Genomic DNA, 26,869 nt, shown 5'->3' with positions numbered 1-26,869 from the left:
AAGCAAAGCCGGGCCTGGCCTTAAGGAATCAGGGCGGCGGCATCCTTATCGGTAAACCATGCGATCCGTTCTTTCCGGATCAGTTGGGCAGGGTATTGATCGCTATCGGGAACCGGGTTGAAAGTATGCTGCATCGCTGCTGCTTTCTCTGCGCCGAATACAAGGAAGGCAATATTACGGGCCTGGTTGATGAGTGGTGCATTGAGGGTAATGCGCCAGCCGCTTGCATCGCCGGTCCATACCGCCTTTACGCCGGCTTGTGTATCTTTCAGGACTTCTGTATACGGAAAAAGGGAAGCGGTATGGGCATTGTCGCCCAGACCCAGCAATATCAGGTCGAAGCGGATCTCATGGCTGAGAAAAAAATCGTCCATTTGTTGCTGATAGGCCCGGGCGGCGGCTTCCGGCGCCAAAGCCGTATTAACGGGAAACGCATGGTTGCCCGGAATAGAGAGCGGTTCCAATAACGATACCTGGGCCATACGGTAATTGCTTTCGGGAGCAGTATGTGGCACATAGCGTTCGTCGCCGAAGAAAAAATAAACCTTCTGCCAGTCGCTTACTTTTTGCCGGTAAACGCCCGCAAGCAGCCCGTACAAAGCTTCCGGGGTATGCCCGCCGGCTAAAGCTACCGTAAAGCGGTTGCGCTCTTCGATGGCATCGTTGGCTAGCTGTACAAAGTACCGGGCAAGCATGTCGAGCGCCTCCTGTCGGGTATCGAAAATATTGAGCGTCATGGTTTAGGTTTGATTTACGCTCTAAAGATACTCATTTCTGCTTTGCTTTCGAAGGCAGGGAAAACCAATGAAATCCGTCCCGCGCGATAAGTGCCTCTGCGGCCTCGGGTCCCCAGGAGTCGGCGGCATAGTTGGGAAAATTGATACTCTTGCGGCCCTGCCAGTTGCTAAGAATAGGCATGATCAGTTCCCAGGCGGCCTCCACCTGGTCGCCGCGCATGAATAAGGTCTGATCGCCCAACATGGTATCCAGCAGCAGGGTTTCGTAAGCTTCGGGAGAAGGTGTGGTATAAGTGCCATTGTAATCAAATACCATATCCACCGTATTGAGCAGCATATCGAGGCCGGGACGTTTGGCCTGCAACTGGAGCCGGATGCTCATTTCCGGCTGAATGTTGATCACCAGCCGGTTTTGCTGCCAGCTTTCAATAGTCTCTGAAGGAAATACCTTATGCGGCACATCTTTGAATTGTATCGAGATCACCGATGCGGACTGATGCAATCTTTTTCCAGAGCGGACGTAAAAAGGCACATCCTGCCAGCGCCAGTTGTCGATGAAAAATTTGATAGCGGCAAAGGTCTCTGTATTCGAATCGGGATCTACTTTCGGTTCCTCGCGATAGCCGGCCACTTCTTTGCCTTGCATCCATCCGCCGGAATATTGGCCCCTGACCGTATTCATACGTACCTCCTCGGGTGTAAAGGTGCGCATGGCACGCAATACGCCTACTTTCCGGTCGCGCACTTCGTCGGCATTGAAATTAATAGGTGGCTCCATCGCTATCAGGCATAGCAATTGCAACAGGTGGTTCTGGATCATATCGCGCAATGCGCCGGAGTGGTCGTAATAATCCCCGCGCTCTTCCACGCCCAGCTGCTCGGTTACCGAGATCTGCACATGATCGATATAATTACGGTTCCATATGGGCTCCAGGATGCTGTTGGCAAACCGGAAGGCCATAATGTTCTGCACCGTTTCTTTGCCCAGGTAATGATCGATGCGATAAATCTGCCGCTCGCTGAACATACCCCGCAGCAACTGGTTGAGGGATTGCGCCGTCTCCAGATCGTGCCCGAAGGGCTTTTCGAGCACAATACGCACTTTGTCTTTTTCTGCCGCCAGGCCAGCCTTATGGATATTAGTGGCGATTACTTCGAAAAAAGAAGGGGATACGGCCAGGTAATAGATCACGTTGGCCTTCACCTGCCATTCGTTATTGAGCTGCTCGATACGATCGTCAAACTGCTTATAAGCTACTGCATCTTTTGCATCGGCTACCTGGAAAAAAATGTGCTTGCGAAAAGCATCCCATTGGGCCTTCTTCGTTTTGCCGCTACGGGAGAACTGGTCGACACTTCCCTGTAGTGTGGCGGCAAAGTCATCGTCGCTGAGTTCCGTACGGCCGGTACCGATGATGGCGAAGTGCTCCGGCAGCCAACCGTCGAGAAACAGGTTGTACAGGGCGGGAGCCAGCTTGCGCTGATTAAGATCGCCCGTGGCGCCGAAGATCACGAAGATCACAGGTTCACATCGCAGGCTGGTATTCATAAGCAATATCGTTTTGAATAAAGATTGAATATTAAAGCGCTAAACGGCTAATAGTGGGATCGTTGCTATCCCTGGCTCCATTGCGTATGAAAGACGCCTTCACTGCCGACTTTTTCATAAGTATGTGCACCAAAGTAGTCGCGTTGCGCCTGTATCAGGTTAGTAGGCATGTGCGCGCTACTGATACTATCCAGGTAGCTTAACGAAGCGGCATAAGCCGGCATCGCCAGGCCGGAAGCAATCGCCTCGCCCAATATCTTTCGCCATCCGGGTACTGCTTCGGTTACCTGGGCTGCTACAGCCGTATCGGCCAGCAATAACGGCAACTGAGCATCCTTGGTAAAAGCCGCGTAGATATCTTGCAGAAATGCCGACCGGATGATGCAGCCGCCACGCCATATCCTGGCAATAGCCGCAAGGTCGAGCTCGTAGCCGAAGGCATCCGAACCCTTTGCCAGCAAATGCAGGCCTTGCGTATAGGCCATCACCATGCTGCCAAAGAAGGCCTGTTCGAGCTGTGCCAGCTGCGCTTCCCGGTTGTCTCCGGCCGGTCTTCCGGCATTGGCGAAGCTGGCGGATAGTTGTTCCCGTAGGGATTTGTATTTGCTCAGGTCCCGCATGGATACGGCGATATCGATGGTCGGTATGGGCGCCTCAAGGTCCATGGCGATCTGCGAGGTCCATTTACCGGTACCTTTGGCCCTGGCCTCGTCCCTGATATCATCGAGCAGCAAATGGTCTGCGCCCTTTTCCCGGTAGCTGAAAATCGACGCCGTGATCTCCAGCAGGAATGATTGCAATCTTCCCCGGTTCCATTCGCCAAATACATTGCCTATGGCTTCGTTGTCCATACCCAGGCCTTGTTTCATGAAGGCATAGGTCTCTGCGATCAGCTGCATGAGTCCGTATTCGATGCCGTTGTGTACCATTTTGACGAAATGGCCGGCGGCTCCCGGACCAATGTATGTTACGCAGGGTTCATGATCTACCTTGGCAGCTATGGCCTCAAGTATCGGCTGCATCACACGATAGGCTTCCTTATCGCCGCCCGGCATCATGCTGGGCCCTCTTCTGGCGCCTTCTTCACCGCCCGATATGCCCATGCCGAAGAAATGCAGCCCCTGTGGTTCCAGTGCCGCTACCCGTCGCTCTGTATCTTTAAAATAAGAATTACCGCCATCGATCAGGATATCGCCTTTGCTGAGCAGCGGCTGTAGTTCGGCGATCACCTCATCGACGATCTTACCTGCCGGCACCAGCATCATAATGGCCCTGGGTTGTTTGAGGCTATCCAGAAAAGCCTGCAGGTCGCTAAAGCCTTTGACCGCGGTTCCGTTGGCTTCCTGCTCCAGCAGGCGGCCCTTATCGCCATCTTTGTCGTAGCCGGCTCCTCTCACACCGTGGTCGGCCATATTCAGGAGCAGGTTGCGCCCCATGGTACCCAGGCCTATCATTCCAAAATCATATTGATCTGTAAGCATGATTATTTGTTATTTTCTTTTTTGAATTGTTCCAGGATATTCCTGGTGGTAAGGAAATCGGTATGATGATAAGCCCGGATGTGCAGCTGCTGTGCCGCATGAACCAACATAGGCCGGTCATCAAAATAAATACATTGCTCCGGTTGGGCCATAGCAATACCCATAGCCAGTTGAAATATTCTCGGGTCGGGTTTGCGCAGCTGTACTTCACAGGACGAAATAAAGGCGTCGAAACAATCGTGCAATCCGAAGGCCGCCACACGATAGTCATTCAGTTCTTTGCCTTCGTTATTGATGGCAATAATACGGGCGCCGCAATCTTTTTTCCATTCTTTAAGCCAGGACAATATTTCCGGAAAGGGTTGCGAGCAAGCAAACAGGAATTCTTTGAATGCTTCTCTGGTAAAAGGCCTGCTGGTATGAAAGACAACCGTATCGAGATATTGATCCAATGTAATGCTGCCGATCTCATAGACATTGAACACGAAATTGTGCAGGGTATTAAGCTCGTCGTAATCTAGCCCGAACCGGGCGGCTGCTTCCTTCCTGGAGTCGCTTCCCCAGCCATTGGTGAGCAGCACACCGCCAATGTCGAGAAATATTGTTTTTGCGCTGGCCTTGCTCATAAACCGGAATTGTTTTCTACCCGTTGTATCTTTTCGAGCCGGCGCCGGTGCCTTTCTGCGCCGCTGAATTGTGCATTAATAAAGGTGCCGACCAGCTCCAGAGCGGCGCTTTCGCCGGTCACTCGTCCGCCCAGGCAGAGCAGATTGAGATCGTCGTCTTCTACCCCCTGGTGCGCCGAGAAATGTTCGGCAACCAGAGATGCCCGTACGCCTGCTACCTTATTGGCGGCTATGGCCGCGCCTACACCGCTGCCGCAAATGGCGATGCCACGTTCTACAGTCGTATCGGCTACCGCCCGTGCCAGAGGAAGTACAAAATCGGGATAATCGTCGTCCCGGTCCAGGGTATGAGCGCCGAAATCGCTGAGCTCGTGCCCCTGTGCTTCAAGCTGGTTGCGGATGATCTCTTTCAATGCATAGCCGCCGTGATCGGCGGCAATCCCTATCTTCATATAAATCGGTATAAGCTTACAATAATGCTTTGGCTTTGGCATACAGATTTTCTACGGTAAAACCGAATTCCTTGAACAGGTCTGGGGCCGGCGCCGATTCTCCAAAAGTCGTCATACCATGTATAGTGCCTTCATCGGTAACGTACTGGCGCCATCCCAGTGGCGAACCTGCTTCGATGGCCAGGCGTTTCCTGATGGCAGGGGGGAATACCTTTTCTTTATAGGCCTTGTCCTGCTGTTCAAATAGTTCCCAGGAAGGCATGCTGACTACGCGTACGGCGATCCCTTCCTCCTGCAGCTTTGCCCGTACCTCGAGTGCCAGCGACACTTCTGAACCGGTAGCGATAAGGATAAGCTGTGTTTCGCCTTCTGCTTCAGCTAAAACATAAGCGCCTTTTGTCAGCCCTTCGGCAGCGGCATAATGTTCCTGGTCGAGTACGGGGAGACCCTGACGGGTAAGCACCAGCGCTACCGGTCCGCTCAGGTGTTCCAGGGCAACGCGCCAGGCGACGCTGGTCTCATTGGCATCGGCCGGCCGGATAACGGTCAGGTTGGGGATTGCTCTCAGCGAAATAAGTTGTTCTACCGGTTGGTGCGTAGTGCCATCCTCGCCCAGGCCAATGCTGTCGTGGGTAAACACATAGATCGTGCGCAACTTCATAATCGCCGCCAGCCGTATAGGTGGCCGCATATATTCGGAAAAGATAAGGAAAGTAGCGCCATAGGGAATAATGCCCGGGGTCAGCGCCATACCATTCAATACCGCTCCCATGGCATGCTCACGTATGCCGAAGTGGAAATTGCGGCCGGTACGGTCTTCGGGACCAAAGGAGCTGTATTGTTTCAGATTGGTCTCGGTAGATGGCGCCAGGTCGGCGGCGCCACCGATAAGGCCAGGGAGATCGGCCGCTATGGCATTCAGTACCTGGCCGGAGGCCTGGCGGGTGGCGATCTTTTTATCGCCGGGTGCAAAGACCGGAAGCTTCTTTTTCCAGCCATCAGGTAGCTTATGGGCTGCCGAACGTTCCCAGGCGGCGGCCAGATCGGGATATTCCTTACGGTATTTTTCAAATTGCTCCTGCCATTGTGTTTCCTGCTGTGTTCCTTTTTTACCGATATCACGGTAGTATTGCTGTACATCGTCCGGTATGAAGAAATGCTGATCGGGATCGAAGCCCAGGAAGGTTTTCACCGCCCTTACTTCTTCTTCGCCCAGGGGAGAGCCGTGCGCGCCGGCGGTATCTACCTTGTTGGGGCTGCCGTAGGCGATCTGCGTCCTGACCTTGATGAGGGACGGACGTTGTGTTTCCCCTTTGGCATTGCGGATTGCCATGGCCAGCGCGTCGATGTCGTTGCCATCTTCCACGACCTGCACATGCCAGTGATAAGCCTCAAAGCGTTTGGCTACATCTTCGTTGAAGGCAATATCGGTGCTGCCTTCAATGGAAATATGGTTATCGTCGTAGAGGTAGATGATATTGCCCAGTTCGAGGTGACCGGCCAGGGATGCCGCCTCGGAGGTAACGCCCTCCATCATGTCGCCGTCGCTGCAAATGGCATAAATATGGTAATCGAATATAGAATAACCCGGTTTGTTATAGGTTGCGGCCAGGTGTTTTTGCGCGATAGCCATGCCTACGCCATTAGCGAAGCCTTGCCCCAATGGTCCTGTAGTGACGTCGATGCCAGGCGCCAGGCCGTATTCCGGGTGGCCGGCAGTCTTGCTGTGCAACTGTCTGAAGTTTTTAATATCGTCGAGAGTGATGTCGTAGCCGGTAAGGTGGAGCAGTGCATATTGCAGCATACAGCCATGTCCCGCTGAAAGAATGAACCGGTCCCGGTTAGGCCACTGTGGGTTGGTGGGATTATACCGCATGAACTGCGACCAGAGCACGTGTCCCATTGGTGCTGCACCCATGGGCATTCCGGGATGACCGGAGTTAGCTTTCTGAACGGCATCAGCGGCTAGTGTGCGTATGGTGTTGATGGCTTTTTGCTCCAGGGCATTGTTGTTTTGACTCATTTCTTTTTCTTTTTTATTGGATCGGGAGAAGGGGAGGGGCTGCTTTTGCCGGGCTGAATACCCGTCCAGAGTCGTGCACCGCCTCTGATGCCGTCCCGGTTGCTGATCATCTGCATGTCGGAGGCCAGCGGGAAACTGATCTTACGTGCGTTCCCGCCGCCAATGTAAAGCGTATCGTAATTGATCACGGTCTTCAGGATGGCCAGCACCCTTATCATGCGCTGGTTCCATTCTTCAGGGCCTATCTTTGCCAGGGCCTTGTCGCCTATATACTGGTCATAGTCCTTCTTACCTGCGACAGGATGATGGGCCAGCTCAAGATGGGGCAGCAGCACGCCGTCGTTGAGCAGCGCCGTTCCAAAGCCGGTACCCAGGGTGATCACCAGCTCAAAGCCTTTGCCCAGTACTACACCCAGTCCCTGCATATCGGCATCGTTGACTACCCGTGCCGGCTTGCCCAGGGCCTTTTCCAGCATGTTCTGGAAGCGAGCGCCGGCCCAGGCTTCAGTGCCCAGGTTAGGTGCAGTCATTACGATACCATTTTTTACATAGCCCGGGAAGCCGGCAGAAATGCAATCGTAAGAGGGAAAATCTACCACCAGCTTTTGTATCGTAGCCAGCAGGTTCTGTGGCGTTGAGGGCATAACGGTTACGGCTTTAACGTAGTCGTGCACGATCTTGCCTTTGTGGTTGAGCAGGGCGGCCTTTATATGAGAGCCGCCGATGTCGATAGAAAGGATCTGTAAATGGTCGGTCTTTTTTCCGGGCATGTGTACTCCAGTTTTTTGAAACCTCGTATGAAGAATTACAGATGGCCGCCAAATAAGTTGTACCCCGCGGCAGCGTAACAAATGATTAATTTCATGATCCGTGATTTGCTTTGCTCCATAAAAATAGCAACCATTGGCGAAATGGTTGCTATCGATATTGTTTATCCGGCACTGTTCCCGGTCACATCAGTCGACGGACATCGGACTGAGGAACAGTTCGGTCTTGAAAGAGAATTTTTCTCCCGAATCGGCAAGAACGGCCCTGACGATCACGGTCACTTTCTTTTTGACTTCTGTATAGTCTTTGATGGGCCACACTTTTTCCACCAGCTCGGCATGAATGCTGGCATCGGGTTGAATGAGCCTGGGTTCGTAGGCCCTGATGCTATTAACCACCGATTGCCGGAACATTTCTTCCCATTGGGAGTCGGTAATGGAATTTTCAAACTCTACATTCCATATCTCATTGCCATAATGGGGGTCGTAACGGTTCTCGCCCAATTTGGTGGTAATGAGCAGCTGGATATGCTGCGCGATATTTTCGCCCATGTTATAGCTGGGTTCCGCATCCTGGCCTTCCATAATGCGGCCGAAATCGAAGGGAAGTTTGTAATACATGGCTAACGCTCGTTGTCAGGGTTTAATGGTTCGGTAATATTCTTTTCGATCGAAGCCTTCAGGATATCGCTTTTACGGTAAATAAAATCCGGCATTTTATCCCGGGGCAATACCAGCTGGGTATTGCCGTCTTTGGCCAGGGCCGATTCAAAACCGGTATTCCATTGGCGCAACTGGGTCTCGGTAAGGTCGAGCTTTTCGGCGATCACATCGAGCCGGAAACTGGCCGTGACGGGTTCGGTAAGCATTCCCTGCATCGCCAGCGTATCGGCCGGCTGTGCGGTATTCTTTGCCTGGCCCGGCTCCGGGATGCGTCCGTCGAGGGCAAAGGAGGACGCCATGAACTTTTTGACATGGGAACGCGTTTCGGCGGGCAGGTATTTCTCAACATCCCAATAGATCGTAGAGCCGCCGGCTTGCCGTATGGCCTGGTCTACGCGGCCCGATCCCGCATTGTAGGCCGCAACCACCAGGTTCCAGTCGTTATATTTCTTATGCAGGAACTTGAGCAGGTTAACCGCTACCCGGGTGCTCTTGATCACATCAAAGCGCTCGTCGAGTGTGTCGCTCACGATAAGCCCCGATCCGCGTGCGGTACCTTCCATCAATTGCCAGGGACCTGCTGCCCCGGCTTGTGAGACCGTGCGGCGTTCCAGATACGACTCTACTACGGCAAGGTTCTTCAATTCTTTAGGAATGCCATTCTTTGCCAGGGATTGATCGAAATAGCTCATCAGTATCTGCTTGTCTTTTTGCAGATTGACCATGCCATGCTGGAACCGGTTCATATAATCCCTGATAAAGACCTTATTGTCGGGTGCGAGTACAGCAGGCTGGGGATTGGGCAGGCTATCGCGTTGCGCCTTCGCCACCAATGGCAGCGCGGGTAAAAGCATCAGGCAAAGCCATTTTTTCATAGTCTTCGTTTTAGGTATGGTTAAAGCGCTCCTGTACGGCCGCCCGGTAGCTTATCTTCGGTAATCAGGTAATATGTTCTGCCATTATTGCTGAACTGGATCTGGTTATTATTGATATTATCACGTAACCATGCTGCCTTGCGGCTGCTTTCTTCCACAAACCGTTGTCCGTCCTGCAGGTTCATGGCATTGGAATGCTTAAAGGCTTTCAGTGAGGTCGACAGCCATACCGGGTCGAGCGAGCGGTATCCGGTCATTACTTCGAGCGCCTCAGAGAAGGTAAGGTCCGAAACCGGTTTGCCCAGCTCTAGCTTCCGTTCTTTGACTGCCTTGGCTACCGCGCCTGTTACCTGGTCGTAAATGGCGTCTTTATTGCGGCCTTTGAAGCTTTTGTTGCCGCCCAGGGTTTGCAGCCTGTTGATCAGCTGCTGGTATTCATCTGCGTTCAGCAGTAAGCCGGTTTTTAAAGAACGGTTGGTATCGTTAACGGCAACACTGGTCCAGGCGGGTATATAAAACGACTGTGTGCGCAGCGAATTGGATCGCATGAACTCGGCGGGAATCGTTTTGCTGGAGTACATGGGGTACTTGAATGCATACTTGCTGTCCACCTTGGTATTGCGGGCGCCTATACCCTGAAAATTGCGGTAGAGCGATTCTTCAATCAGCTTGTTGTCCCGGTTGATCTGCACGATAAGGCTATCCAGATTGGCGGAGAGCAGGGAAGGTCGCATCACTTCGCCCTTGGGTGGAAAGAGCACATAGCCCTGGTGCATAGCCTGGTTGGGATAATTAAGATTGAATACGCCCGAATCGCTGGCGATAAGCGAGAAATCGGAGGAAGATAGCACGCTGGCGGTATAATCTACGAGCTTTTCTTTTTTCAGGTCGGCGATATTGGCAGCCGATTGTACCACCAGGTCCTTGGCTTGCACCACATAGCTATTATAGGCCGGGTCGGAAAGGCTGTGCGACTGGAAAATGAACAGGCGTGCATTTACATAGCTGAGCCTGCTGATCACGTCGCTCCAGTTGCTGCCGCCATCCCGGTTGTTACCGGCTCCGCCAAAAAGAACGATGATATTGCTTTCACCTTTGTTCTTATACAGCATCTCAGAGGCATCGGCCAGGCCGCTGAATACCGCCTGCTCCGAATATTCGTCGTTGCAGCTGAATGCCTGCCGGATATTTGCGGCCCAGAAATCGGTGATGTTCTTGTAATCGGATGTAAGCGGGGCAATGGCATTGCGGCAATCCCTTAGATTGTCCTTATAGACCACACTGCCGATGCGAACCTTCTTAAATAATTTTGAAGTATTGAGCTGCAGCTCGAGGTTTTGTAATATCGAATACAGCTGATTCATGTATTTCGCATTCTCAGCGCCACCGTCGGCCACAAAAACGATGTTCAGGCGGGTATTGTCTTTCAGTATGCGTTTAAATTCGGCATAAGTGATCCGGTTACCGGATACATTGTATACTTCGTTCTTACTGCGGTCCAGGGCGTCGGTCAGCACGGCGGTCTTGATAAGGCTGGTACCGTTGGTTGTCCTGTAAAAGGCGTTGATAGGATACAGATTTTCCAAAAGGCTGTTGTCCTCCTGGCGTTCGTTGTCAGCCAGGATCAAGGGTAGGAGACGCTTTTCCCTGTTGAGAAAAGTCGTGTCGCTGTAAAAGGAAATACCGGCTTCCTGGCTCTTCTTCTCTTTCCCTTTAGCCGGTTGGTCGTTCAGCATGAAGACAGATCGTGTACCCCAAACGCTGATAAGGTCTTTGGATATCCAGCCCGTCTTGGTGACGCCGGCACTATCGGCAAATAGCACCGGTGTGGCGCCTACCAGGTATTCGTTACCGCTGTTCGACTTTTTGTAAATGTAGAAAATGCTTTCCATGCTGCATTTGCTCACTTCATTTTTAAGAAAAGGGCTACCGAAAAGCATTAGTGAATCGCCGGATACATGGTTGGGCAGCAAGCTGAAGGCGTTTTCGCCATCATAAGCCGTAATCGCCTTAACCGGGAACTTCGTTCTGCCGTCGCGCAGCGGGTAGCTCCATAGCAAGAGCTTGTCTTTATGGATCCAGCCCAGGTTGTCGGCGCTGTTCTTCGATATTTTGCGGCCGTTGATCTTCTGACCCGGCTGGTACTGTGCCAGCTCCACGTACTCACCCTTTTTCTTCACTACATAGCAAGGCTGCATGAATTTCAGCGTCTTGAAAGGTGCATCGCCGCCGGGACTTTTATAAGTCGTATTGTTGGATTGGTCGGAATAAACGATCCAGGCATCTTTACTTATGGGTAAGCCGTCGCTGAGGTTGCGGTCGGCATCCTGGAGGTTATAGGCCCCGCTTCCGGGGTTCTTCATAACCATGTAGTTCTTGTTGAACAGGCCAAACTGTGCCTGGCTGCAAAGAGGGATCGCTGCGCTGATCAGGGTAAATACGGTGATGGCAAAGGCTCTCATCAGTTATGTTGTTTTCGTTTCGTGAATGTTTGGATTTATGCTGCCAGGGCGGCGGATTACAGTTTTTTGTCTGTTTTTACTTCTGCCATCTTGATACAATGGATATCGTTATCGGGTACGAGCTTCACGCTTTGGATCAGGATATTTTTGGCAAATTGCAGGTTGAGACAATAGGTATTGAAGTCATTGATCTTTTGGTCGTTGATCTTCATTACGGCTTTTTCGTTGCCGCAGAGATATCTCCTGAGCAGGTAATAGTAATGCTGGTCAAAATCGCCTCCGTCGGCGATTTGCTGCAGATGATATTTGAAATCGTTCTCATACTGCTGATAGATCGCATCGAGATTGGCCAGGCTGTCCCGTTCTGCTTTATAAGAGGGGACAATGGTGATCTTATGGGTTACCGGGTATTCCGTACTACGTGTTTTCAGTCGTACTACAAACTCCCCGTCGCTGGGATAAGCATACTGTACCATATCGCTGGTGGTGCTTACAGGGCTGCTGCCATCACCAAAGTCCCAGACAAATTCTGTAGCGCCCTGGCCCTTGGCGCGAAATACGATGTTCTCGCCCTGCATTGCCAGCTCCTTGGCGTCAATAGTAATGAGGGAATCGGTCAAGCTAAAAGTAGGCGCTGTTCCTGTTACAGAAACAAAAAAAGTGTCGGTGAATTTATTGTTGACGGTAAGAACAACTGTATAATTGCCGGGAGCATTGTATTTATGGCGGCCGGCGGGCGTAAAGGACTGGGTACCATCGCCGAAGACCCACCGGTACTGTCGACCGAAATCGGACGAATCGCTATAATAAATACTGTCGGAGACGTCGACCACACGCGGGTATACGCCCGATTTCAGGTTTCCTTTGGTAGGCAGCAAGGAGCGGATGCCGAAAATGGCAAGAACGACAAGCGCGGCAACAAGCAGGGTAATGCCTACAATTTTACTGGTGTTTTTGTTCCACAACATAGGGGTAGATTTTGTTTCTGGTTTTATCGGCCGGACTGTGCAGCCCGGATCTGGTTCATATATTGCTCGTTTTGCTGGTAACCGATACGGCAATCGCTCAGCTGCTTTTCGAAAAGCTGAATATTCTCCGATTTTTTGCGCAGGATCTTTGCGTTCTGAAAGTGGTTGTTCAGATACTTTGCCATCTGGTAAAAGCCGTAAGTGCGCATATCACGGTTGGGCAGACCATCATTCAGGCTGTTGAGGTAATTGATCCGCTGCTCGATGTCTGCCTCGACAATCTGGTTACCAGGATTGCTTTTCAGCGCTGTCACCTTTTGCATCACCGTATCATAGATCTGCAGCGCCTCGATCTGCCGGGCCTCGAATATTTTGGCCTGGTTCAATTGTTCTCTTTCCTGGTTGGAAATGGAAGAGAAAGGGTTGGGTACACCCAGGAAAATGATCCAGCTAAAGATGGCAGCAGAGCCGATATACAGGGCGATCAGATACCACAGGTAATGCCGTTTTTCCTTGCGGCTCATTTTTATCGTTTCTTCCATAACTATTGGCGTGAGGTTCTGATGAGTGACTTACTGAGGGATTTGTTCCTGACCTTACAGTCTTCAATATCGCTGCGCAGATCTTCGATATTGTTCTTAAGCTTGATGATGGTATCCTGTAGCAGGATCTGCTCGTCCAGGTGATTGATTAGCCGGGTATAGCCGCTGAACCGGGTAGCGCTGTCGGAGCCGATCAATTGTCTCACGCTTCCCCTTTGCTCCCGGATATAGGCCTCGAGGAAAATATAATTGTATTTGTCGTTCCGGTCCAGGTCCAGCATCAGCTTGTACAGGGAATCGATCCGGGGCTGCAGAGCAATCTGCTTATTCATCGCAGAACGGTTCTCCTGGATCTTGGCAATATAATCTTCGCTTTCTTTTTGCGCCGACCATATGAAGAAGTAAACAATGATGAGGGTGCTGAGCAACAATATTCCGAAAAGGGTCCAGAAGCGGGCCGATGTACTTCTGATCTCAGCTTTATTTAACGCGATCATGTATATTTTATTCGTTTGATGCCTGGTGATCTTTCCCAAACATTTCTTTTGTAAAAAGGTTTGTAAGTTGTTGACAATTAGTCATGTTTATTTTTTCGTGATATACCTTTTGATGTTGTTTGATTAATTAATGTCAATAATTATATATAGCTATAGTATGTTATTTAAAAAAGGATGATCAATATCTGTTTTGAGCTGTATCTATACCTTTTCAAGGTAGTTTCAGGGACAAAACTAATAGCAAATCGGCTTTAAAATCAAGTTAACTTAAATATAACAACTATTCGATATTGGTCTGGACCTCGGTTTTAGGTCAATTTGTTAATGAAATAATTTTTAAATAGATCAATATATCAAACGTTTATTTTCCTTTTTTTCATAGTGAAATAATTGGTGTAAATTTGTTTATTGACTATTTTCAGATTCATGAAAGCCTAAATTGTTAAAATTTGGTTGCTATTGGGACACGTTTATTATCAATAAATTAACGCATGACACAATTCACGCTCATTATTTTTGTCTGCAGTTTAAAGAGTTATTTACGAGGAGGTTTCCAGGATATTTTTGCCCTTCCGTCGAACAATTTTTACACTTCAATGGTTTTCCTTCAGAAAAATTAACATTAGAAGTTATTTTTAACTTTTAGTTGCGGTAGATTTTGCCGATAAGTAAACCCTATAAAAACTGACAAAGAGGCATGAATTCTGTGTACATTAACGAAGGCGTTCACGCTGTTTTCCATATCGCCAAGGCATTTGCCCGGGAAAACTATAATGAAAAGTTCGGTGCGCCGCATCTGCTGCGTGCCCTGATGCATAAAGATTCCGGCCTTACAGGCTTCCTGGAATCGACAGGTAAAGACGTTGCCTACCTGAGAGACTGGGCCGAAATACGGATAGACGAGTATCCCAAGACCAGTGTGCTGCCCGATGATCCCGCACCCGACGATGCGATCGACGCCGTTCTCGAGGAGGCCGACGATATACGGCTCAAATTCGGTTATGACGAAGTATCGGCCTTGTGCCTGCTGGCGGCCCTGGTAAAGCCCAGGATCGGCTTTAGCCCCGAGCAACTGAAATCGTTACCGCTGCGCGAGGCCGATTTTATGTCGTTGTACCACGTTTCAACGGGTGTTCCAGGTATACCATCGCCGGGCGCCGGCCTGCCGCAGCACGATGGCACGATCACCGGCACCACCAATATAAGGCAGTATTGCAAAGACAAAACGCAAATGGCCAGGGAAGGAAAGCTCGACCCCATTATCGGCCGTGAGGGCGAGACCCGGCAAATGATCGAGATACTGGGACGCCGGAGCAAACCCAATGTGATCATAGCCGGAGAACCCGGCGTGGGTAAAACGGCTTTGCTCGACGGCTTTGCCCTGGCTATCGTGAACCAGCAAGTACCCTTGCACTTGCAGCAAGCCGTACTGCTGGAGCTGGACCTGGGCGCGCTTATGGCGGGCGCCTCGTATAAAGGCGAGGTGGAAGACCGGGTAAAGAAGATCATTGCCGAGCTGAAGCAGTTTGATAAAGCAATCCTGTTTGTCGATGAGATGCATGTGATGCTGGACGCCAAAGGGCCTATGGGTAGCGGTGTGGGAAACCTGCTGAAGCCGGAGCTGGCCAGGGGAGAAATTACCGTGATCGGCGCGACCACACTGGATGAATACCGGAAGATCATTGAGCCCGAGCAGGCCTTCAACCGTCGCTTTGAGCTGCTACAGATCGCCGAACCCGATCTGCAGGCTTCGGAAAAAATGGTAAAGCTGCTGGTGCCGCACTACGAAAGCCATCATCAGGTAAGCGTACAGCCCGCTGCGATACCGGAATGTGTGCGCCTGGCCAAGCGCTATATCAAAGACAAACGCCTGCCCGATGCCGCGCTCGACCTGCTCGACCGTACCATGGCAGCGATCCGTATGATGGACGAAACTTCGGAGCAGGAGCTGGCCACAGCGGAAATACAATATGATGAGCTGAAACATGACGATCAGCTTTCGGAAAAGGATAAGCTTGCAGAACTGGTTTGGTTTCACCGCATGCTCAAAAGCCGGATGAGCCCCATTTTGCTGGGCGCCCTGATTGATGAGACCGAAGTGGAGAAGATCGACACTGTTGCCGATTTCATTGCCTACCTCGACCGTATGCTGCAGGGGCTGAAAGAGCTGTCGTTGCAGAAAAAGGAAAGCGTAGGTCCGCTTGAGGTAGCCGCCGTGGTAGCCAGTAAAACCAATATTCCTATTGGCAAGATACAAACGCAGGAGCGGGAAAAGCTCCTGAACATGGAGGATTATCTCAAACGCCGTATGGTAGGGCAGGAGCATGCGCTTAAAGTGATCAGCGAGGCTATTGTAGAAAGCCGTAGCGGGATCAATAAGGCGGGGCAGCCCATTGGTTCCTTCTTCCTGCTGGGCCCTACCGGTACCGGTAAAACGGAGTTGGCCAAGTCGATAGCCGAGCTGCTGTTCAACGATGAAAAGGCAATGATCCGCTTCGATATGTCGGAATTCAAGGAAGAGCATTCAGCAGCTTTGCTGTATGGCGCGCCTCCGGGCTATGTAGGCTATGAGGAGGGAGGCATGCTGGTCAATAAGATCAGACAGCAGCCCTATTCTGTTGTCCTTTTTGATGAGATTGAAAAGGCACACCAATCGGTGTTCGATGTATTCCTGCAGATCATGGACGAAGGGCATATTCACGATAAACTGGGCAAGGAAGGTGACTTCAGCAATGCGCTTATTTTGTTCACCTCCAATATCGGCAGCGATTTTATCATCGACCGTTTCAACGAAGGAAAGATACCGGCGTCCAATGAGTTGATGGAACGGATGAGCGGCAAGTTCCGCCCCGAATTCCTGGCGCGTATCACGGAGATCATTCCCTTCGGCCCCATTACGGAAGAGATGGCCGTGCAGATCTTCAGCATCCAGCTGCGTAGCCTGGAAGAGGTGCTCCGGAAAAAGAACATCCAGCTGGTAATTGGCGACGATACCCGGAAAATGCTGGCCCTGAGCGGCTTTACACCGAAGTACGGCGCGCGGCAGATCGGCGGTACCATAAGGCAGCAGATTCGCCGGCCCATATCGCGTATGATCGTAGGCGGCGAGGTAAAGGCAGGCAATACCTTGCGATTAAGCCACGATGAGGCACAGCAGCTGGTATGGCAAGTGGACTGATAAAGTTTTGTTAGCATGCTTCGCCGGCCAAATAAAATAAATATCTATTGTATTCGTAATCAATATAGGTAACCGGCCGGGTGGGGCGTTGCCTTTCGTTAGGAAATTTTTAGTCTTTGCGGTAGCGGGTTTGCGCTTATCTTAATATACTGAAACATAAGATTATCATGACGTTCTGGGACCGGATCAAACATTTTTTTCGTTCCGGCAGCTTTGGTGCGAAAAGCGATGGGAACAACATTACAAATGAAATACAAACTACATCATCAATAAAAACAGATAACATGGCAATGTTCAATTATGAAGTCGGAGGCAATGAAGTTAAAGTAGATGCCAATGAGGCGATCAATGAGATCCAGGCGAATAAGACCATGCTGGTATCGCAGCTCACTGCCGATGAGCCCATCCAGCCCGAAACCGTAGGAGGTCTTAAGACGCTTGAAGATGTCTTCCGTCATTTCAAACCCTCTATCGAAGTGGAAATGCAGACCGCGCAGGGCGAAGCGATCAGGGAAACGATGAAGTTCGGTAAGCTGGATGATTTTACCCCTAAAGGCATTACCCGCCAGAGTGCTTTTCTCAACACGCTGAAAATACAGCAGGAGCAATATACCAAGATCATGAAGCAGCTGAAATCCAATAAAGTGCTGCAAACTATGCTGGCTAATGCAGAAACAAAAGAGGCGATCGTGAACGCCCTGCGGCAGGTTGCCGGTGAGCTGGAAGCTTCGGCTGAAGCATAAGCCTGGTCAATAACCCGGAACCCTAAACTATTCTTTTAAATTAATTGTGTTATGTCTTCTACCAATCCACTGGAAACAAACCAGGTAGCCCAAAAACAGTTTGCACCTGCAGAAGAGCAGAGCCTGCAGCAATCCATACAGAAGCTAGCCAAAGCCGGCGGCTTCACTTTTCTCGAAAGCTGTATCGACGGTATCGCCAACCTTAATCCCGACCGCAAAGCCCGCAAGGAGATCTTCCTGAAGGATGCCGATAAAAAAACAGACCGTGAAGACCTGCTCCAGACCCTGAAGCTCTGGATCGGTGTGCTGGAGGGCGGTAGCGAAACTTCCGAAATGGCGGCGAAATGTAAGGAAGAAGCCGAAGCGGCCGAAAAGACCATGAAGGAAAACCTGAAGCAGACCCTGGATACTACCCGTAACCTGGAAACGGCTTACCGTACGGTTTCTCAGTTCTACAAGAACACGGAATCGGATAAAGTGAATAACGTGGTCGTGCTGAATGCTTCTCTTGACCAGATGAGAGATCTCGATAACCCTTACTTTATCGACTTTGTGGCCGACGAAATGAAGCAGAACTACGACCGCCTGGACCTGCGCGACAATTATTCGCTGCTGGTATTGCCCGGCTATCTCGGTTCCAACAAGGTAGTAGAAAAGTGGGCTAAGATCGCCAATGATAATAAGGTAATGCTGGTTACCGACTTCCTCAATCTCGATAAGCCCGACGACGTGATCGAAATGTTTGACGGCGCCAACCTGACGGGTGGCGAGCTCCATCGCAGCAATGTGATCATGACCTGCAACTACCTTGTAGGCCGCGGCAAAGCCGATGAGGTGGGCGAGGAGGAAGATGTGTTCCTGCCCGGCTCTAGCTCCCTTGCCGGCAAAATGCACTACACGCTCCTGAGCCAGGTAACTGCCGGTAAGAAGCATGGCGGTATGAACGAAGTGGATGCCGTACGTTTCAAGCTGAAAAAATCGGAGATCTCCCACCTGGAGAAGATCGGCCTGGTACCTATGGTAAGCGAATATGGTAAGGTAATGGCCTTCTCGGCCAAGACCCTGTTTAACGGCGATAACATAGGCCTGCAAACGTATTCTGTAGTGCGGGTATTTGACTACATCACCAAAGTGTTGTTCGACTTCCTGAACCGCCGTGCTTTCGAGAACTGGAATTCGAAAACCGAGGCCGATCTGCGCAGCCAGATCGTGAACTATCTCGATAGCGTGAAAGGTCCTTCCAAATTGATCGAGAAATTCAAGATCGTCCGCTTTGAGCAGGATGAAAAAAATAAAGACCGTATCTGGCTTGACGTACACATCACACCGTACTTCCCTGCGAAGAGCTTCGTGATCAAGCTCGATGGTCATAAAGGTGATGAAGGTACCGACTGGAATACGGAATACGAACAAAGCTAGGCAGCCTTGCCCGTCCCGGACCTTGCAGGGAGCTGTTCCGCCGATGGTGGCAGCTCCTTGTGCTATCCGTAATCATGCTCCGTTGGATATTACCTCAAAATGAACCTGAAAAAGACCTCGATAAGCCTTGGCTGTATCTTGCTGGTTGCTTGCGGCCAGCAACAACCCGATTATACGATAAAGAACGAACCGGCGCTTTCGCTTCCGGTGTATTCCGATAGCGATTCATCTGCCGCGACCGTCAAAGTAAGCGCGGACGCTATAAGCGCTACGGAAGCGGCCGATCGCAGCAACCTGGTGCTCAGCGGTGCGGTACAAACTGTGGATAGCACCATTCACGGCGTAAGGGTACCCTTTTATTATGTAGGGGTTCGCGTCAATAAAGTATGGAAAGGTGCGCCTGCAGGGCATATGGTTTACTATATCAGCCGTGGTAAGCCTTCGTCAGGTCATGAGGATATGATCGTTTTCCTATCGGCGCCGGATAGCAGCGATGAGCTGGCTGCTATTAATAAGCTGCGCTGGGAATGGACCCGCAATGCACCTGTAGTGCCGGCGCGGGATTCGGCTGCCTACCTTACCCTGGACGATTCCTTCCGGTTTGTATTGAAGTCGGCCAGCATCCATGAGATGGGGAAATAAGGGCGTGGATGCCTGCTGGCAGGAAAGCGTTAGTCTTAGTCCTTTTCGGCCATGATCCGCATCGCTTTTATGGACTTTTGGGCGTATTCATTGAGCACATAGCCTTCTTTGAGATAGCCGAAAGTGCGGCTGAAGATCTGGCCGAAGCCGAAAAGTCCGAAATTGATCTTGGGCATAGGCACAAGCGAAGGTTTGCGGTTGTTGCGGAACTGCTTCCAGGTATCCGGATCGTCGAGCACGGTGATGATGCGCAGGATCTTGCTGTAAGCATCGATATAGCCCCAGATATCTTTGTTTACGGTACCCTCTTTAAGATGGAACAGCCGGGCGACGTATTGGGTGAAGATAGGAATAACCTTGTCCCTGTTGGCCGAAGTAAAAAAAGCCACCGTGGAAGCGCCTTTGATCGCATCGACGCTCTTTTGCAGATCGGGTTCCAGGGTTTCGTAAGTATATTGATCGGGAAACGGGGTAAATGAAAAGTTCATATTGTTGACAAACAACAATTCGGCCGAGATCCCTTTCTCGACAATCGCGTTATCGTAGGCTTTTGAAAGCTGCGCGATAAAGAAGTCTTCCGGCTCAAAGGCATTGATGATGACGACCTTGCTGTGCATAAGTTGCAAAGAAAGTAATATTTCCCAGATTTTTCATGGTTGTATTATTTTTTTATAAAGCTTATGAACTGTGTAAGGAAAAGAGAGCGCAGGTGACAGACATTTGTAAAAGCATGACATAAGGCCTGCAACTTTATCCATACCTAGTTGTTTGATTATAAGGAAATATTAACTCAAAATAGACGAATATCGCCGGGTACAATTTTTACAGGTTGCCTACTTTTGCAGCAGGGTATCCGGCCTATCCAAACATCATCCTGAACCCTTGTTGACCGCATGAACATCCTTCAGAAAATGGCAGCCGATTTCAAGGCCGAAGTGATTGCAACGCAATTGCTGGCCGAGGAGCAGGATGTAAGCAAGATCATTATCGACCGGCTCGGCAGTACGCCCCGAACCCATACCAAGGATGTATACCGGAGCTACGAAGACATTAGCCAGTACAATCTTGATAAATATACCGTATTGCAAAGTTTCCGGCAGAGCATCTACGAAGCTGTGCCCGAAAACGTATTTCATCCGCCTACGCTTGGCGGACTGGGTAAGAGCCAGGACGAGATCGTAGAGGAGATCAAGGTCCAGCGCAAAAAGGAAAGGGAGGCCCGTACTTTCTTCAAGCCCTTTGAGCAGGAAGCGCCTTACCTGGAAATGCAGGCGCTGATGCTGGAACTGATGTACGAAAAGAAAGGCAGCTATGATAACCTGTACCGTCTTTTTGAGCAAGGCTGGCCGGTGATCAGCAAATTGCCCTACAGTACTGCGTTGAGCTTCATTTATATTCTTCCCATCCTGAACGAAGTAAGAGGCAACCGTGAGTGGACCGAAAAATGTATGGCTTTTCTTACCGGCTTTCCTGTCACGATAAAAGAAAATTATGTCTCGGGCAGGATTGATGAGGTGCTTGACAGTTTTACAGTTGGTAAAGCGGCCCTGGGCATCGACAGCAATTTTTCGGGCAACCAGTACGACGGCATGTTTGGCTGGGATATCCATATCGGACCGGTGCCGGAGTATCTTACAATATCGGTGCTGCCGCAATCGGGTTTTACCCAGCTGCTCGATATTCTTTGCGAGCATTTTGTCCCGGCCAATATTTTTGTAAGCTATTTTATTCAATCTGAACCTGTACCACAAACAGCCCTGCTTCCCGATGCTGCTTCGGGACGCCTGGGGTACACCTTTTATCTGTAGCCCGCTATGACTATGAGTTTGAAAACTATTTTTCTACAATACCTCCTGATGCCGCTGATTGTCCTTATCGTAGGCAGCCTCATGGTGGTCATGAAAAAGAAGAATCAGCTACTGAGTAACCGCAAGCTGATCGTATTTGTGCTGCTGTATAGCCTCGTAATGGCCATTCCTGGCTTGTTTGGCCTGGTACAATCTACCTTTGCACCCTGGTACTATATGATTGCCCAGGTGATCTACCTATTGCTGGGTGTGGCTTTCGTCCATTTTTATGATAAGTATATCCGAAAAGATGTGCAGCAATATAAGCTTGTGATGCAGCTATCGGTAATGCTGGTGATCGTAACACTCGGAGGCTACCTGTTTGCAGTCGTGTACAACCTGTTCAACGATGCCCACAACGGTTATATCGGTGCCACATCCTTACTGGCCTTTTTCCTGCCACTGGTTTTTTACTGGACTTATGCAGCCTTTATCGCCATACCCTTCGAGATATACAAAGTGTGGCAATACCCCAGGGGCAACGTGGATGAGATCAATTTTGACGGTCTCGATTTCAATAAGCTCATGGTGCTGGAGCTGGAGTTCAGCCGCCAGCCCGACGACGTAGATCGCCTGCGGGTAAAGGCCAAGGCGCCGGCCGATATCACCTTTGGTGATTGGTTCCGTAAGTTTATAGATGATTACAATTATAAATTCCCCAATTCAGCCATTATTTATGCCAGGGACGACGGCGATATGCATGGCTGGGTCTTCTATTGCAAGCGGTCGTTCTTCCATCGCCGCCGTCTGCTGGATCCCGATCAGACCATAGCGCAGAACAAGATAGAAGAGCATGTTACCATCACCTCCAAACGGGTGGTGGAGCACCAGGAAGAATATTTTCACAGAGTAGCCAGTCAAAACAACTAACCATGATTATACCTCAGAAATACCTTGCCGTTAACTGGGCCGATGGGATGAAGGTGAATAAGGAACATTTTATTGATACCGAAAATTTCCTCATCGACCAGGTACGGGACACCGCCTCATTGGGTGTGAATCGTATCAATTTCGGGTTGCTGCCACCGCTTGCCGGCAGCGGCGCGCAGCTAAGCGATTATGTTGTGAGCAAAACGACGACCAACCAGCTCCAGATCACCATCAACTATTGCCAGGCCCTTACCCCAGGCGGTGTACGGATACAAATTGCCCAGGAGAGCCTTAAGGAATATATACGCCTGTCGGATGTGCTGGAAGAAGAAGACGGGCAGGAGTTGGAGAGCCGCGACACGGAATACTTCTACGTGATCATGGTCGTTAACCTGTTTGAAAAAGTAATGTATGGCAATCCCGATCCTGAGGAGATCCCCATCAGGCAGCCGTATACACAACCCCGCTACACAGTGCAGGTAGCCCATGCCAACAGCATCAATACAGCCGAGCTTGGCGCCTATCACCTGGTGATCGGGCGTATACGCAAGAGCGGCAATGAATTCTATAAAGACGAGAATTTTATTCCACCCTGCACTACGGTAATGAGCAGCGAACGGCTGGTAAAGTACTACCGCGACATTACCCAATACCTGAGCGATATTCAGAATATTTCGCTGCAGATCATTCAAAAGATCAATTACAAAAACCAGAAATCGACGGTAGCGCAGAACATTAAGCAAACCTGCCAGTCGGTGCTCCACTACTGCGCAGCGCATTATTTCAACCTGCGGAATATTGTGCACCAGCAGCCGCCGGTGTACCTGGTCGATGCTATGGCCCAGCTGGCCAACTATCTCTTCTCCTTTATCCAGTCCTTACCGGAAAGCGAGAAGGAAGAAATGCTGAATTATTTTTTCGAATGGAGCGATATCACGCCTGTTATCTTCTCCAACAAGCTGTCGGAGGTGATCGAGATCAATTACGACCACTACAGTAACGGCGCCTACTTTGCTGCCATAGAAGATATGCTGCGGCATATACTCACCATATGGCGCAAGCTCAATACGCTCGAATACATCGGCCTGCGTAAGGAGAACATCGTGGTGAAAGAAGAAGTGCTGTCGAAAGTAACGAAGGATCGCAAAGGCTGGAATATCCTGGACTAAACTATAGCGATACTATATTTTTTTCTCCTAACGGCGCTAAGATGCTTCTTGGCGCCGTTGTTGTAAAGATCGGCCTATGTGGTATGATAAGCTTACATTCCATTCAAAGCAGGAAGGATTAACTGAAACACCTGGCCCGGATTTCTTTACACGGCCGCTTTCGGAAGAGGAGCTGGAACGTTACCCGGGTATAGCCACCTTGTACCCGCAATTTGTAAACAATCCCGCGCTGTACATCCCTACGGTACTTTCCCTGCCTGAAGAGCTATTGCAGCTGTTGCGTTACGCTAATGGCGGTACCATCGTCAATGGTGAAAGGGAGTTCGGCTTTTTTGGCCTGGACGAGATCAGGTCTTATTATTTTGCTTATGGCTTCCCTCAATATCTGCCTTATTTCCTGCCTATAGCGTTCAATGGCGGCGGCATTTTTTACGCCTACGATTTCAGGATGCCAGATAACCCTTCCGTTATAGCCGTTGCCTCCGGAAATCCTTTTGCAGAAGAGGCGGTGATACTCGGCGATTCTCTCGAAGAGGTGCTAAGCAAGACGACGGATATTGAAGCCGAGCTATATGCCCGGGCAGCGCCGCCGGACCAGCCGTTAAACGAGACAGCTAACCTCCGGAAACAATTGGCACAGCTACAACAGGCAAGGGACAGGGGAGAGATCGATCTGAAAACTTATTTGAAGGCGAAGCGGGAGCTGGAAAGCAAGAAGTAGGTGGTCGCTACGGGTCGACTTGTTTTGCCGTACCGCCCGCGGTGCCGTGTAATATTTTGGAAGCCAACAAATGCAGTACCCCAAAATTGAGACAATTTTGGGGTACTGCATCCTGTAACAGCCCTTGGGGCATGTTGAAATCTAAAACAGATTAGCGTTTCGATATCCGGCCGGTAATGACCTCGCTGCCGATATGAAGCTTGTAAATGTACAAGCCGGATGAAAGACCGCTGACATTTACGGATTGCTGATTTTTACCAGCTCCCTTTAGGATATTCATCTCACGGAGCTGTAACCTGCCCTGTACATCATAGATCTCTACACTTGCCGACTGAGCATCTTTAAGCGTAAATTCAAAATTGACCAGGTCTTCTGCGGGAACAGGATAAACAGAAACGGCATAGTCATTGGCTGTCTTGTTATCGATGCCTGTTGGACCGGGACGGTAATACCCGTCTATCTTAAAGTAAGACCAGTCTGAAGCATTGGAGCAGGCATTGTATGTCGTAAGCGTGAACTTGTAACACTTGCCCAGAACAGGGTGGGTGGCAAAGTAGCCAGGTGTTCCGCCAATTGGTATAGCATTAAATGCCAGGCCTGTCGCGGCGCCTGATCCGTTGGCCGTAACGGGGACGGCATCTTCATACAAAAGAGAGAGGACATTCCCGTTGCTGCAATCCACTTCTTCAATTTTCCTGCTATACGAAGCGATATTATTCGATCCAAAAGTAGTACCTGGCGCACCTATATTATAGGAGCCGGAGTAAATGCCTGTTGGACAAGCGGTACTGATGGTTTTATTCATACAGGGAATACCGGTATTGCCGTTATTGATCTGGAGATTGATCGTAGCGGCCGAAGGAGGCGCATTGAGCTTGAGATAGATCACCTTGTACGGTGTGGTGTTGCCACATTCATTATGTGTCTTGAAGGAGACTTTGTAATAGCCTATATGAGCAGGGTCAGCCAGCCATGTCGTTTGGGCGCCTGAAGTGTAAGGTAAGTTCTTCAGATCAATAGTTGATGCGGGAATGTGCACCATGGAAACAAAATAGGCAAGGGTGCCCGATCCGGTCAGTGCCGTACCTGTAGCATCACAGCTTTGTATCAGCAGGGTGTATGAATAGGATGGTGTTCCGGTACTTGTATTGTTCAGCGTGATATCGGAACAGGTATATACGTTCAGGAACGATGGCGGAGTATTACCGGGAGGTACACCATTTACATTATAATTGGTTACCGACTGCGGCACCGATCCAAAATAGCTGTAGTCTTCTCCGTCTATCTGGCCAGGCAGACCCCATCCGCCGGAGTTGGGGCCATAAGTACTATTGACCGTAATGCCGGTTGTCGTAATGGAAGGTGATGGCATAGTGGTGCTGATATAGGCCAGACTGTGGGGGCTCTGCTGTATGGCGTAAATATTACCGGTCTTGCCCATTTCCAGTGAAGAGCCGGCATAGCTGCTGCTGCCGCTGATAGTGGTAAAGGCCCCTGTGCTGAGATTAGCAGCGCTATGCCAGCTCACGCCTGCAGTACCCCCGGTTACAAAAAGATAAGATGAAGTTGCATCATACTGCATACCTACCGGGCGATAGCCTAAGCTGGTAGAAACAGGACTGCCATTGGGTTCATAGTTTGCCTGCAGCTGTGCCTGGTAAAGCTTGGTGTCGCTTGAGCCGGGGCAGGTAGCAATATATTGTTGGTCGGCCGACAGCTCTATGCTCGGCGGATAGTAATTGTCAAAAGGGTTGGCAAAATCGATGGTAACCGATGCGTAGTTGATGCCGGTAGCCGATATCTTGTATTTGTTCAGCTTGCCGCTTTCATATCCGAACAGGTAACGTTCATTGATGCCGTTGATGGTTTTTGAAACGGCGAAGGTACCGCCGGTGCAGATCCTTGTGGGATTCTTATGCCCACCCGGTACCCAAAGAAAGCCGGAACCCTGGGGTACATCGGTCAGGCCGGAGGGATCGAGCTGTGGCTGGCCCGAAGATACATTGATGATCGCCGAAAATACAGAAGAAGCGCCTAAAGGTCCGTATAAGGCGTAGATGACATAATATTTATCACATACGGAAGGTACCGGAACCACAATCATTTTAGGATACAATGAGCCCAGCTGATACGCTGTGCCAAAATATTCATCGCCCGAATAATAAGTGGGGAGGTAACAGGTAAGGGTACCTGAGCTGGAGTAGACCGCAGTATTATTGATGTAAAATAGAAGGCTGCCATCCGGCTTATAAACAGATTGTGCGCCATTAAAGTTACTTGTTGTCGCTGCAGGAGTGGGTGACGCTGTGCTCATATCATAATGGTAAGGCGGCATATACCACTTGCCTTGTTGTGCATGGGAGGGCCGGGCGGCCGTTACCGCTCCTAAAAGGAGCAAACAGCTCCATAGATTTTTTTTCATGTAGGTCTGATGTTTAAAATAAGAAGAAGCTTGTGGATACCTGCACATCAGCCTGTGAGAGGAAGATGCGAGTAGGCTTTGGGTAAGGATTGTGGTCTTTTTTGTGTTTTGAGATCGTGTTTCCAAACAAAGAAAAGGCATTCAATGGAACCGGAAAATGGAGAATTGGCAAGTGGATTATATCCTGAGTTAACTGTGCCGGATTTAGATTAAGTG

Annotated in this window: 23 protein-coding genes; 8 read left to right on the top strand and 15 right to left on the bottom strand. The window is 50.2% G+C overall.

The annotated features are described in order from the left end of the window. Window positions 1-20 precede the first annotated feature (20 nt). The 13 genes from pgl to tssO (DZK30_RS15650) all read right to left on the bottom strand — a co-directional run bounded on the left by pgl (window position 21) and on the right by tssO (DZK30_RS15650) (window position 13,642). Window positions 21-737 carry a 6-phosphogluconolactonase gene (gene pgl, locus DZK30_RS15710; protein WP_118975084.1) on the bottom strand — a complete coding sequence of 239 codons (717 nt, stop codon included), beginning with the start codon at window positions 735-737 and terminating at the stop codon, window positions 21-23. A 31-nt stretch (window positions 738-768) separates the two neighbouring features. Then, window positions 769-2,286 (bottom strand): glucose-6-phosphate dehydrogenase, encoded by a 1,518-nt coding sequence (gene zwf / locus DZK30_RS15705; RefSeq protein WP_118975083.1) that lies wholly within the window; start codon window positions 2,284-2,286, stop codon window positions 769-771. Window positions 2,287-2,351: 65 nt separating this feature from the next. Then, window positions 2,352-3,767: an NADP-dependent phosphogluconate dehydrogenase gene (gndA, locus tag DZK30_RS15700; RefSeq protein WP_118975082.1), complete on the bottom strand. Its 1,416-nt coding sequence runs from the start codon at window positions 3,765-3,767 to the stop codon at window positions 2,352-2,354. Between the two features lie 2 nt (window positions 3,768-3,769). Next, complete coding sequence (locus DZK30_RS15695) at window positions 3,770-4,393, bottom strand: HAD family hydrolase (RefSeq protein WP_118975081.1); 624 nt, start codon at window positions 4,391-4,393, stop codon at window positions 3,770-3,772. Then, a complete protein-coding gene (locus tag DZK30_RS15690; RefSeq protein ID WP_118975080.1) occupies window positions 4,390-4,845 on the bottom strand; it encodes an RpiB/LacA/LacB family sugar-phosphate isomerase in 456 nt (151 codons plus the stop codon). Before DZK30_RS15690 ends, DZK30_RS15695 begins: the two co-directional genes overlap by 4 nt. A gap of 16 nt (window positions 4,846-4,861) precedes the next feature. Further along, window positions 4,862-6,868 carry a transketolase gene (tkt, locus tag DZK30_RS15685; protein ID WP_118975079.1) on the bottom strand — a complete coding sequence of 669 codons (2,007 nt, stop codon included), beginning with the start codon at window positions 6,866-6,868 and terminating at the stop codon, window positions 4,862-4,864. Next, complete coding sequence (locus DZK30_RS15680) at window positions 6,865-7,638, bottom strand: ROK family protein (RefSeq protein WP_118975078.1); 774 nt, start codon at window positions 7,636-7,638, stop codon at window positions 6,865-6,867. The genes tkt and DZK30_RS15680 overlap by 4 nt, the downstream gene beginning before the upstream one ends. Before the next feature lie 186 nt (window positions 7,639-7,824). After that, entirely contained in the window at window positions 7,825-8,256 is a 432-nt protein-coding gene (locus DZK30_RS15675; protein WP_118975077.1) for a GPW/gp25 family protein, read from the bottom strand. 2 nt (window positions 8,257-8,258) lie between these two features. Beyond that, window positions 8,259-9,173 carry a lytic transglycosylase domain-containing protein gene (locus DZK30_RS15670; protein WP_118975076.1) on the bottom strand — a complete coding sequence of 305 codons (915 nt, stop codon included), beginning with the start codon at window positions 9,171-9,173 and terminating at the stop codon, window positions 8,259-8,261. Between the two features lie 20 nt (window positions 9,174-9,193). After that, complete coding sequence (gene tssR / locus DZK30_RS15665) at window positions 9,194-11,635, bottom strand: type VI secretion system protein TssR domain-containing protein (protein WP_118975075.1); 2,442 nt, start codon at window positions 11,633-11,635, stop codon at window positions 9,194-9,196. 56 nt (window positions 11,636-11,691) lie between these two features. Beyond that, on the bottom strand, window positions 11,692-12,603 hold the full coding sequence (locus tag DZK30_RS15660; RefSeq protein ID WP_118975074.1) for a PKD domain-containing protein: 912 nt from the start codon (window positions 12,601-12,603) through the stop codon (window positions 11,692-11,694). Between the two features lie 23 nt (window positions 12,604-12,626). Further along, on the bottom strand, window positions 12,627-13,145 hold the full coding sequence (gene tssO, locus DZK30_RS15655) for a type VI secretion system TssO (RefSeq protein WP_118975073.1): 519 nt from the start codon (window positions 13,143-13,145) through the stop codon (window positions 12,627-12,629). Between the two features lie 2 nt (window positions 13,146-13,147). Continuing rightward, the gene (gene tssO, locus DZK30_RS15650; protein WP_162903136.1) at window positions 13,148-13,642 is read right to left on the bottom strand and encodes a type VI secretion system TssO; all 495 of its coding nucleotides are present in this window, start codon (window positions 13,640-13,642) and stop codon (window positions 13,148-13,150) included. A gap of 697 nt (window positions 13,643-14,339) precedes the next feature. On the opposite strand from tssO (DZK30_RS15650), the gene DZK30_RS15645 reads away from it, so the two are divergent. The 4 genes from DZK30_RS15645 (at window position 14,340) to DZK30_RS15630 (ending at window position 19,624) form a co-directional block, all read left to right on the top strand. Beyond that, window positions 14,340-16,820 carry an ATP-dependent Clp protease ATP-binding subunit gene (locus DZK30_RS15645; protein ID WP_118975071.1) on the top strand — a complete coding sequence of 827 codons (2,481 nt, stop codon included), beginning with the start codon at window positions 14,340-14,342 and terminating at the stop codon, window positions 16,818-16,820. Window positions 16,821-17,104: 284 nt separating this feature from the next. Next, window positions 17,105-17,563, top strand: a complete 459-nt coding sequence (locus tag DZK30_RS15640; protein WP_205529464.1) for a type VI secretion system contractile sheath small subunit — start codon at window positions 17,105-17,107, stop codon at window positions 17,561-17,563. A 51-nt stretch (window positions 17,564-17,614) separates the two neighbouring features. Continuing rightward, entirely contained in the window at window positions 17,615-18,982 is a 1,368-nt protein-coding gene (locus DZK30_RS15635) for a DUF5458 family protein (RefSeq protein ID WP_118975070.1), read from the top strand. A 99-nt stretch (window positions 18,983-19,081) separates the two neighbouring features. After that, a complete protein-coding gene (locus DZK30_RS15630; RefSeq protein WP_118975069.1) occupies window positions 19,082-19,624 on the top strand; it encodes a hypothetical protein in 543 nt (180 codons plus the stop codon). A gap of 35 nt (window positions 19,625-19,659) precedes the next feature. On the opposite strand, the gene DZK30_RS15625 is transcribed toward DZK30_RS15630, so the two are convergent. Then, window positions 19,660-20,241 (bottom strand): hypothetical protein, encoded by a 582-nt coding sequence (locus DZK30_RS15625; protein ID WP_118975068.1) that lies wholly within the window; start codon window positions 20,239-20,241, stop codon window positions 19,660-19,662. A gap of 276 nt (window positions 20,242-20,517) precedes the next feature. Here DZK30_RS15625 and DZK30_RS15620 point away from each other — a divergent pair, with 276 nt between their 5' ends. The 4 genes from DZK30_RS15620 to DZK30_RS15605 all read left to right on the top strand — a co-directional run bounded on the left by DZK30_RS15620 (window position 20,518) and on the right by DZK30_RS15605 (window position 24,231). Then, entirely contained in the window at window positions 20,518-21,432 is a 915-nt protein-coding gene (locus DZK30_RS15620) for a hypothetical protein (RefSeq protein ID WP_118975067.1), read from the top strand. A gap of 18 nt (window positions 21,433-21,450) precedes the next feature. Then, complete coding sequence (locus tag DZK30_RS15615) at window positions 21,451-22,341, top strand: TssN family type VI secretion system protein (RefSeq protein ID WP_162903135.1); 891 nt, start codon at window positions 21,451-21,453, stop codon at window positions 22,339-22,341. 2 nt (window positions 22,342-22,343) lie between these two features. Next, the gene (tssK, locus tag DZK30_RS15610; protein ID WP_118975065.1) at window positions 22,344-23,510 is read left to right on the top strand and encodes a type VI secretion system baseplate subunit TssK; all 1,167 of its coding nucleotides are present in this window, start codon (window positions 22,344-22,346) and stop codon (window positions 23,508-23,510) included. A 76-nt stretch (window positions 23,511-23,586) separates the two neighbouring features. Continuing rightward, window positions 23,587-24,231, top strand: a complete 645-nt coding sequence (locus DZK30_RS15605) for an SMI1/KNR4 family protein (protein WP_118975064.1) — start codon at window positions 23,587-23,589, stop codon at window positions 24,229-24,231. A 151-nt stretch (window positions 24,232-24,382) separates the two neighbouring features. Here the strand turns inward: DZK30_RS15605 and DZK30_RS15600 are convergent, their stop codons facing one another. After that, complete coding sequence (locus tag DZK30_RS15600; RefSeq protein ID WP_162903134.1) at window positions 24,383-26,653, bottom strand: T9SS type A sorting domain-containing protein; 2,271 nt, start codon at window positions 26,651-26,653, stop codon at window positions 24,383-24,385. Window positions 26,654-26,869 lie beyond the last annotated feature (216 nt).

The sequence above is a fragment of the Taibaiella koreensis genome, assembly GCF_003545715.1.
In the GTDB taxonomy this organism is placed as follows: Bacteria; Bacteroidota; Bacteroidia; order Chitinophagales; family Chitinophagaceae; genus Taibaiella; species Taibaiella koreensis.
Note: the sequence above shows the minus strand (reverse complement) of the source record. Positions and strands in the feature narration are given on the sequence as shown.

What these genes read in the sequence shown, in the direction of transcription:
- pgl (WP_118975084.1), bottom strand. Translation starts at nt 737, where the DNA reads ATGACGCTCAATATTTTCGATACCCGACAGGAGGCGCTCGACATGCTT.
- zwf (WP_118975083.1), bottom strand. Translation starts at nt 2,286, where the DNA reads ATGAATACCAGCCTGCGATGTGAACCTGTGATCTTCGTGATCTTCGGC.
- gndA (WP_118975082.1), bottom strand. Translation starts at nt 3,767, where the DNA reads ATGCTTACAGATCAATATGATTTTGGAATGATAGGCCTGGGTACCATG.
- DZK30_RS15695 (WP_118975081.1), bottom strand. Translation starts at nt 4,393, where the DNA reads ATGAGCAAGGCCAGCGCAAAAACAATATTTCTCGACATTGGCGGTGTG.
- DZK30_RS15690 (WP_118975080.1), bottom strand. Translation starts at nt 4,845, where the DNA reads ATGAAGATAGGGATTGCCGCCGATCACGGCGGCTATGCATTGAAAGAG.
- tkt (WP_118975079.1), bottom strand. Translation starts at nt 6,868, where the DNA reads ATGAGTCAAAACAACAATGCCCTGGAGCAAAAAGCCATCAACACCATA.
- DZK30_RS15680 (WP_118975078.1), bottom strand. Translation starts at nt 7,638, where the DNA reads ATGCCCGGAAAAAAGACCGACCATTTACAGATCCTTTCTATCGACATC.
- DZK30_RS15675 (WP_118975077.1), bottom strand. Translation starts at nt 8,256, where the DNA reads ATGTATTACAAACTTCCCTTCGATTTCGGCCGCATTATGGAAGGCCAG.
- DZK30_RS15670 (WP_118975076.1), bottom strand. Translation starts at nt 9,173, where the DNA reads ATGAAAAAATGGCTTTGCCTGATGCTTTTACCCGCGCTGCCATTGGTG.
- tssR (WP_118975075.1), bottom strand. Translation starts at nt 11,635, where the DNA reads ATGAGAGCCTTTGCCATCACCGTATTTACCCTGATCAGCGCAGCGATC.
- DZK30_RS15660 (WP_118975074.1), bottom strand. Translation starts at nt 12,603, where the DNA reads ATGTTGTGGAACAAAAACACCAGTAAAATTGTAGGCATTACCCTGCTT.
- tssO (WP_118975073.1), bottom strand. Translation starts at nt 13,145, where the DNA reads ATGGAAGAAACGATAAAAATGAGCCGCAAGGAAAAACGGCATTACCTG.
- tssO (WP_162903136.1), bottom strand. Translation starts at nt 13,642, where the DNA reads ATGATCGCGTTAAATAAAGCTGAGATCAGAAGTACATCGGCCCGCTTC.
- DZK30_RS15645 (WP_118975071.1), top strand. Translation starts at nt 14,340, where the DNA reads ATGAATTCTGTGTACATTAACGAAGGCGTTCACGCTGTTTTCCATATC.
- DZK30_RS15640 (WP_205529464.1), top strand. Translation starts at nt 17,105, where the DNA reads ATGGCAATGTTCAATTATGAAGTCGGAGGCAATGAAGTTAAAGTAGAT.
- DZK30_RS15635 (WP_118975070.1), top strand. Translation starts at nt 17,615, where the DNA reads ATGTCTTCTACCAATCCACTGGAAACAAACCAGGTAGCCCAAAAACAG.
- DZK30_RS15630 (WP_118975069.1), top strand. Translation starts at nt 19,082, where the DNA reads ATGAACCTGAAAAAGACCTCGATAAGCCTTGGCTGTATCTTGCTGGTT.
- DZK30_RS15625 (WP_118975068.1), bottom strand. Translation starts at nt 20,241, where the DNA reads ATGCACAGCAAGGTCGTCATCATCAATGCCTTTGAGCCGGAAGACTTC.
- DZK30_RS15620 (WP_118975067.1), top strand. Translation starts at nt 20,518, where the DNA reads ATGAACATCCTTCAGAAAATGGCAGCCGATTTCAAGGCCGAAGTGATT.
- tssK (WP_118975065.1), top strand. Translation starts at nt 22,344, where the DNA reads ATGATTATACCTCAGAAATACCTTGCCGTTAACTGGGCCGATGGGATG.
- DZK30_RS15605 (WP_118975064.1), top strand. Translation starts at nt 23,587, where the DNA reads ATGTGGTATGATAAGCTTACATTCCATTCAAAGCAGGAAGGATTAACT.
- DZK30_RS15600 (WP_162903134.1), bottom strand. Translation starts at nt 26,653, where the DNA reads ATGAAAAAAAATCTATGGAGCTGTTTGCTCCTTTTAGGAGCGGTAACG.